The organism is uncultured Campylobacter sp., from assembly GCF_938018145.1.
Taxonomy (GTDB): Bacteria; Campylobacterota; Campylobacteria; order Campylobacterales; family Campylobacteraceae; genus Campylobacter_A.
The window spans coordinates 1-6,692 of record NZ_CALIII010000300.1; the positions used below are offsets into that span (position 1 = coordinate 1).

The following is a 6,692-nucleotide window of genomic DNA, read 5'->3' on the forward strand; positions in this document are numbered from 1 at the left end:
GCTTCGATTAGGCTTTTAGGCAGGCTTTCAAGCGCGCTTTGAACGGGCTTTACAAACAGCGGCAAGCCCGCCAAAAACGAAGCGATAACGAGGGCTGAAAAGCTAAAAACGATCTGCAAATTTAGCGCCTTGCCGATCACGCCGTTTCGCCCCAAGACGTAAAGTAGCAAAAATCCCGTAGCAATCGGCGGAAAAATGAGAGGAAACATCACGGCCGCTTCTAAGACGGCCTTAAATTTGCCGCGGTAAAACGCCAAAAAATAAGCCGCGCCAAGCCCCAAAAACAGGAGCAGTACGAAAGTAACGGCGAGCGTTTTGGCACTTAAAAGCAGCGGATGGACGAGCCAGGCGAGTTCCTGCAAATTTTTCCTTTTTTCGTTAAATTTTGCTTTTCGTTTGAGTTAAATTTAGCGAGTAAATTTTAGCGTTTAAATCAAATTTGACGCAAATTTTACGTCAAATTTGAAGACAATTTGGCCGAGTCAAAAACCGGCGATTTAAATTACTTTAGCCCAAATTTAGCGAAAATTTCCTTCGAGCGAGGAGTTTTTATCTCGTCTATAAATTTAGCGCACGCCTCGCTACCCTCGCACGCCGGAAGCTTTGCCGCCGAGATAAAAACAGGGCTATAAAGCGCCTCGTCGATATAGATCACGCTGCCAAACTCGCCCTCTCTAGCCACTGCTTCGGTCGAGTTGATAAAGCCCGCGTCCACTTCGCCGTTCGTGACGTAGGCGACTACTTGCGGTACGCCCGCGACCGGTAGCATCTTAGGCGCTAGATCGGCCTCTAGTCCCGAGTTTTTCAAAAACTCCGTCGTCCTCACGCCGTAGATCGCTTTTTTAGAGTCCGGCATCGCGATTTTAGCTAGATTTTTTAGCTCAGATACGTCTTTTATCTGCTTGCCTTTTGGCGTGACTAGCACCAAAGCGCCCTTGCCGATGCGCTCATAGGCCTTTATATCTAGATCCGTTTTCTTTAAAAACGCCTCGTCGCCCACGATCGCAGCCATCTTGCCCTCTTTTGCTTGGATGGTTATCTGGCCCAAATTTGCAAACGCGCCTTCGATCTGCACGCCGTCTTTTTTGAGATTTTCTATCACTTCAGTGACCGGTTTTTTGTATCCGCCGCCAGCACCCACGAGCAAATTTTCTCCGCCAAAGGCAACCGCGGCCGCGATAGAAATAAGTAGTAATTTTTTCATAAAATTCTCCTTTGAAATAAAATTTATCAATTTTATGAAATATATCATTATACATTGATAAATTTTGCTATTTTCGGAGCTTTTTTAAAGAAGTATAGATAAGGATATTTTATATCGACTCTAGTCCGTTTTTGGTTAGGCGGTACATTACGCTCGCTACGTCGCTTATAAATTCCTTGTCGTGAGAGACGATTATCTGCGTGACGTCGAGGGATTTTAAGATAGCGGCTATCCTTCTTTGCATATCCGCATCAAGCGCGGTCGTAGGCTCGTCAAGTAGCAAAATTTTAGGCTCGGCCACCAGTATCCCAGCTAGCGCGACGAGCTTTTTCTCGCCTCCGGAGAGGTTAAAAACGATCTCGTCTTTTAGATGCCAAATTTCAAGCTCGCGTAAAATTTTCTCGGCTTTTTCCACGGCCGGCTCTTTGTCCTCGCCGCGGCTAAGTAGCGAAAACATCACGTCGTCAAGTACGCTAGGGCAGATGAAACAATCGTTGCTTTCTTGAAAAAGATAGCCCACGTCGCGGCGAAACGGCTTATACTCGTCTAAATTTGAAATTTTATGGTGAAAAAGCTCGATATGCCCGCCGCAAGGCGCTTTAAGCCCAGCCATTATCTCTAGCAAAGTGCTTTTACCGCAGCCGTTTGGGCCTATGAGGGCGATTTTATCCTTGTGCGTCGCGTTTAAATTTAGATTTTCAAAAAGCGTTCTTTCGCCTATTTTTGCGCAGACGTTTTTTAGACTTATCGTGCAGCTCATATCGTGACTCCTAAACTAAAAATATAACAACACGCCGTTAAAGCGATTATCACGGCGTCTTTAACGCCTATTTTAAGGCTTTTATCTCCGTAAAGCTTGCCCTCAAATCCCCTGCAAACAAAGGTTTTTTCAAGAACGCTCGCCTTATAAAACGCCTCCAAAAAAAGCATAGCGACTAAATTTGCGTAAATTTTATAGGTAAAAAGCGAGGCTTTAGGCTCAAATCCTCGAACTTTTAAAGTCTTTTTTAGCCTTATAAATATCGTTTTAAGATCGGCCGTAAATTTGGCGCTAAAATAAAAAATCGCCGTTAGCTTGTCGCCCAAATTTAGCGACGAAACGGCAAGCGCGATACTAAAATAATCGCTTCCGTAAAAAGCCAGCCGTCCAAAAAGTATGATCAAATTCGACCTTACGAATATCAGCTTTGCAAGCGCGTATTCTCCGTAAAGAACGAGGCTTAAGACGACTAAGATTATAAAAATATTTAGTTTTAAAACGGATTTTAAAATTTCAAAAAGATTTTTAAAATTTAAAATCGCCAAAAAAAGCACGGGCGCGATGAAAACGGCGTCCGTAGCGCTTGAAAGCGAGACTTTGAAGCTAAAAAAAGTAAAACAAACGAGTAAAACAGATATGTTCATTTGCCTCTTTTTAGTAGATAAATTCCGCCAAAAAACAGCCCGATTCCCAAAAACGCAAGGATAAATTTAAGCGCGTAAGCCCCAAAATCCTCCTCGCTTTCGTCAAATTTGACCTTTGATACATCGTTTGACGCGTTACTTTCGGCGCTTTTTAGCTCGTCTTTGTTTGCGGTAAATTTGATCCTTTTTTCGTGTGCTAGTCCGCCGTCGATCAGGATTTCAAATTCATCTGCGGGGATTTTAGCTCTGGCAAAGCCGTTTTCATCAGTTTGCGCGCCTGCTATCTGGGTGCCATCTTTTATAAAAGCTACGGGGCAGTTTTTACAAGGGGAATTTCCGTAAAAATAGCTTTTTATCTCGATAAATTCGCCATCTTGCTTTGCAAAGCCTTTTAGAGAGTGCGCGTTTAGGATGCTTGCAAAAAGCATGATTAAAAGTATTTTTAGCAAATCAAAAGATCCTTTTTAACCCTATAAATAAAAGAAAGCGCAAAAAGCGAGATGATCCCCTCAAGCGCCATAAGGGCTAAATTTGAAGTAAAAACGAGCGCGGCCACGGGCGCAAACTCTTTGCCGTTTAAAACAAGAACCGAGGATAGCAAAACCGAAGAGCAAAGTATAGGCAAAAACCCGATCAAAAACCAAAAAAACGATCTATATCGCTTAAAAGATAGCTTTAAAAGATATGGGCTAAGAAGCGCCGGAGAGGCGATGATCAGTAAATTTACGCCAAGCGCGCTAAGTCCGCCGTAACCAAAAAGCAAGGCCTGAAAAAAGAGAGCGATAAAAATAGCCAAGACCGCATTTGCGCCCAAAAACGCCCCCGCAAGGCCGCTTAGCACGAGATGTATCGAGGTAACGCCGATGGGCACGTGGATAAAAGACGCCATAAAAAACATCGCGCTGACGGCGGCAACTTTGGGTATCTCGCTCGTTTTTAGCTTGTAAATCAAGCTTGAGACCAAAACAACGCAAAGGGCCGAGCAAGGCACGATGATTTCGGGTTTTAAAACGCCTTCGCTAATGTGCATTTATTTATACTCTTTAGTTTGCACCCAGATGACGGCTCCAAGCTCCACTGGATACTCTTTGCCCTCGTGTTTTATCTTTTGATCGTCGTCGATGAGTGCGGCAAATCCCCACCAGCCCTCAAGCGGCATCGCAAAGCTAAATTCGCCCTGCTCGTTGGTGTTTACGACCTGAGTTACGTGCGCATCGGACGGAGCTTTTAGCCCTTTGGTATTATAGTACTCTACCTCGACGGTTACGTTTTTAGCGGGTTTTCCTTTATAATAAACCACGCCTGAGAACAAATTACCCTTATAAAGCCCATACGGACGCGTTAGCGGCACTATCTCGGCTTTTAGTCCAGCCGGTTTATCCCAGCCCTCTCCGTAGCCGTAGGCATCGACGACGGTTTTTGTTATATGCCTTATAAATTTATCCTCCGCAGGCTCGAAATAGGGCTTTGGATCCATATAAAACTGATAAATGCCGGGCTCTTTTACGTCGTAGCTAGCCGTAAAGTAGCTAAATTTATCCTCTTTAAGCTCTTTTAGGCCTTTTATCGCCTCTTTTTTGCCGTTTACGAAAACGCCCGCCTCGTTTGGAAGGACCAGGTTCATCATATCGCCCTCAAAAGGATGGGTAAATTTGTAAGTAATCTGTAAATTTGCCTCTTTTTCGTCGTCCACGGTCGAATTTGACGGTACGACCATACCAAAATGCGCATAAGCGCTAACGCCTAAAAGCATAAGCGCCAAAGACTTGATTTTCATTTTTGCTCCTTTTGAAGGTATTTGTTAAATGAAATTGTACCCCCGTAAAGCTTATTATTTATTAAATTTTTGAGATAAATCATATTTAAAGTATAAGAAAAATATTTTGGTATTATTTATAACTGCACAAAATAATAAACCGAGTTTTCAAATTTGACTTTAGCAAATAGCGGGAATGCATGCTCAAATTTTAGGTAAATTTAAATTATGTTATAATCGCGCAAATTTAAAATAAAGGTAAAAAATGGGGCTAAAATCTGACGCCTGGATACGCAAAATGTCGCACGAAAAGGCGATGATAGTGCCGTTTGCCGAGGAGCAAGTCGGACGCGGCGTGGTTAGCTACGGAGTGTCTAGCTACGGCTACGATATCCGCGTGGGCGACGAGTTTAAAATCTTTACGAATATCGGCGGCACCGTCGTTGATCCAAAAAATTTCGACGAGAAAAACGTGGTGGATTTTAAAGGCGACGTGTGCATCGTCCCGCCAAATTCATTCGCTCTAGCGCGCACGATCGAGTATTTTAACATGCCAGATAACGTGCTAGCCATCTGCCTAGGCAAAAGCACCTACGCTCGCTGCGGCATCATCGTAAACGTCACGCCTTTTGAGCCTGGATTTAAGGGGCACATCACGATCGAGATATCAAATACGACGCCGCTGCCAGCTAAAATTTACGCAAATGAGGGTATCGCGCAGGTGCTGTTTATCGAGGGCGACGAGCCGTGCGAGGTGACGTATGCGGACAAAAAGGGCAAGTATCAGGCGCAGGAGGGCATTACGTTGCCTAGGATTTTGAAGTAAAAGCAAAAATACCGCACCTAAACAAATTTAACGAGCTAAATTTTGAATCAAATTTAAGGCACGGTTTTTGCTCCGGCTGAATAAAATTTAAATAAACGGCGAACCGTTTTAGCTAGACGAGGCAAATTTAAAATTTGCGAAGGAACGTATATGAAATGCGCGATCGAACGATTTTAAATTTACGACGTACGGCGAAAAAACGAGCCGCGAAAGGCAAAAATAAATGTTTAACGGAAAATCCATTCTCATCACCGGCGGCACCGGGTCGTTTGGCAAAAAATACGCTGAAATTTTACTCTCCAAATTTAAGCCAAAAAGGCTAGTAATCTACTCTCGCGACGAGCTCAAACAGTACGAGATGGCACAGGTTTTTAAAGACCCCGCCATGCGATTTTTCATCGGCGACGTGCGCGACGAAAAGCGCCTAATGACCGCGATGAACGGCGTCGACTACGTGATACACGCAGCGGCTATGAAGCACGTACCGATCGCGGAATACAACCCGATGGAGTGCATAAAAACCAACGTCAACGGCGCGCAAAACGTCATCGACGCGGCGCTAGAGTGCGGCGTGAGCAAGGTCATCGCGCTCTCGACCGACAAGGCGTGCAACCCGGTAAATTTATACGGCGCGACCAAGCTTGCCAGCGATAAACTTTTCGTCGCGGCAAACAACATCGCCGGTAGTAAAAAAACGCGATTTAGCGTCGTTCGCTACGGCAACGTCGTGGGCTCTCGCGGCTCGGTCGTGCCGCTGTTTAAGAGGCTGATCGCAGAAGGCGTAAAAGAGCTACCGATCACGCACGCTGATATGACGCGGTTTTGGATCACGCTTGAGCAAGGCGTAAATTTCGTACTTAAAAACTTTGAGCGCATGAAGGGCGGCGAAATTTTCATCCCAAAAATCCCGTCGATGACGATGATCGAGCTTGCTCGCTCCATGGCGCCGCAACTTGGCGTAAAAATAATCGGCATCCGCCCTGGCGAAAAGATGCACGAGGTCATGGTCGGCAAGGACGACGCGCACCTAACGTACGAGTTTGACGACCACTACGTGATCAGCCCGTCGATCAAATTTACGAGCAAAGACGACGACTTTAGCATAAACGCGCTGGGCGAAAAAGGGCATCTCGTGGAGGAAAATTTCGAGTACAGCTCGGATAAAAATAAAATTTGGCTAGGTAAAGACGGACTTTTAGAGATGATTGAGACAAGTAAATAATTTAGCCAGAATTTGAGTTAAGCGTATAAAATTTATAAAAAACGGGGCGAAGTATTTTTTTCGCTAGACGAGGCAAATTTAAAATTTGCGAGGGAGCGTATATAAAATACGTGACCGAGAAAATTTTAAATTTAACGACGTATAGCGGAAAAAGACAAGCCGAAAGCGCAAAAAGGACAAAAATGATACCCTACAGCAGACAACAAATCACCGACTCCGACATCGCTGCCGTCGTGAGCGCCCTAAAAGACGATATCCTAACGGGCGGCGACAAGGTCGG

Annotated in this window: 8 protein-coding genes and 1 pseudogene; 2 read left to right on the forward strand and 7 right to left on the reverse strand. The window is 44.7% G+C overall.

The features are described 5' to 3' along the window. From Q0338_RS07020 to Q0338_RS07050, 7 genes and pseudogenes are all read right to left on the reverse strand, one after another. A pseudogene (locus tag Q0338_RS07020) lies at window positions 1-362 on the reverse strand (molybdate ABC transporter permease subunit); the annotation flags it as partial. Between the two features lie 140 nt (window positions 363-502). Next, window positions 503-1,204 carry a molybdate ABC transporter substrate-binding protein gene (gene modA, locus Q0338_RS07025; protein WP_298086131.1) on the reverse strand — a complete coding sequence of 234 codons (702 nt, stop codon included), beginning with the start codon at window positions 1,202-1,204 and terminating at the stop codon, window positions 503-505. 109 nt (window positions 1,205-1,313) lie between these two features. Continuing rightward, window positions 1,314-1,964, reverse strand: a complete 651-nt coding sequence (locus tag Q0338_RS07030; RefSeq protein WP_298086132.1) for an ABC transporter ATP-binding protein — start codon at window positions 1,962-1,964, stop codon at window positions 1,314-1,316. Beyond that, on the reverse strand, window positions 1,961-2,608 hold the full coding sequence (locus Q0338_RS07035; protein ID WP_298086133.1) for a cobalt ABC transporter permease: 648 nt from the start codon (window positions 2,606-2,608) through the stop codon (window positions 1,961-1,963). Before Q0338_RS07035 ends, Q0338_RS07030 begins: the two co-directional genes overlap by 4 nt. Continuing rightward, the gene (locus Q0338_RS07040) at window positions 2,605-3,057 is read right to left on the reverse strand and encodes a hypothetical protein (protein WP_298086134.1); all 453 of its coding nucleotides are present in this window, start codon (window positions 3,055-3,057) and stop codon (window positions 2,605-2,607) included. The genes Q0338_RS07035 and Q0338_RS07040 overlap by 4 nt, the downstream gene beginning before the upstream one ends. Next, entirely contained in the window at window positions 3,051-3,638 is a 588-nt protein-coding gene (gene cbiM, locus Q0338_RS07045; protein ID WP_298086135.1) for a cobalt transporter CbiM, read from the reverse strand. Before cbiM ends, Q0338_RS07040 begins: the two co-directional genes overlap by 7 nt. Continuing rightward, the gene (locus tag Q0338_RS07050; RefSeq protein ID WP_298086136.1) at window positions 3,639-4,385 is read right to left on the reverse strand and encodes a DUF4198 domain-containing protein; all 747 of its coding nucleotides are present in this window, start codon (window positions 4,383-4,385) and stop codon (window positions 3,639-3,641) included. Between the two features lie 244 nt (window positions 4,386-4,629). Between Q0338_RS07050 and dcd the strand changes: the two genes are divergently transcribed. Both dcd and pseB read left to right on the forward strand, forming a co-directional pair. Then, complete coding sequence (gene dcd / locus Q0338_RS07055) at window positions 4,630-5,190, forward strand: dCTP deaminase (protein WP_002948812.1); 561 nt, start codon at window positions 4,630-4,632, stop codon at window positions 5,188-5,190. 223 nt (window positions 5,191-5,413) lie between these two features. Further along, window positions 5,414-6,412, forward strand: coding sequence for a UDP-N-acetylglucosamine 4,6-dehydratase (inverting) (gene pseB, locus Q0338_RS07060; RefSeq protein WP_298086137.1), 999 nt, complete (start codon window positions 5,414-5,416; stop codon window positions 6,410-6,412). Window positions 6,413-6,692 lie beyond the last annotated feature (280 nt).

Coding starts and splice junctions, on each gene's coding strand:
- pseB (WP_298086137.1), top strand. CDS start 5,414: ATGTTTAACGGAAAATCCATTCTCATCACCGGCGGCACCGGGTCGTTT.
- cbiM (WP_298086135.1), bottom strand. CDS start 3,638: ATGCACATTAGCGAAGGCGTTTTAAAACCCGAAATCATCGTGCCTTGC.
- Q0338_RS07035 (WP_298086133.1), bottom strand. CDS start 2,608: ATGAACATATCTGTTTTACTCGTTTGTTTTACTTTTTTTAGCTTCAAA.
- Q0338_RS07050 (WP_298086136.1), bottom strand. CDS start 4,385: ATGAAAATCAAGTCTTTGGCGCTTATGCTTTTAGGCGTTAGCGCTTAT.
- modA (WP_298086131.1), bottom strand. CDS start 1,204: ATGAAAAAATTACTACTTATTTCTATCGCGGCCGCGGTTGCCTTTGGC.
- dcd (WP_002948812.1), top strand. CDS start 4,630: ATGGGGCTAAAATCTGACGCCTGGATACGCAAAATGTCGCACGAAAAG.
- Q0338_RS07030 (WP_298086132.1), bottom strand. CDS start 1,964: ATGAGCTGCACGATAAGTCTAAAAAACGTCTGCGCAAAAATAGGCGAA.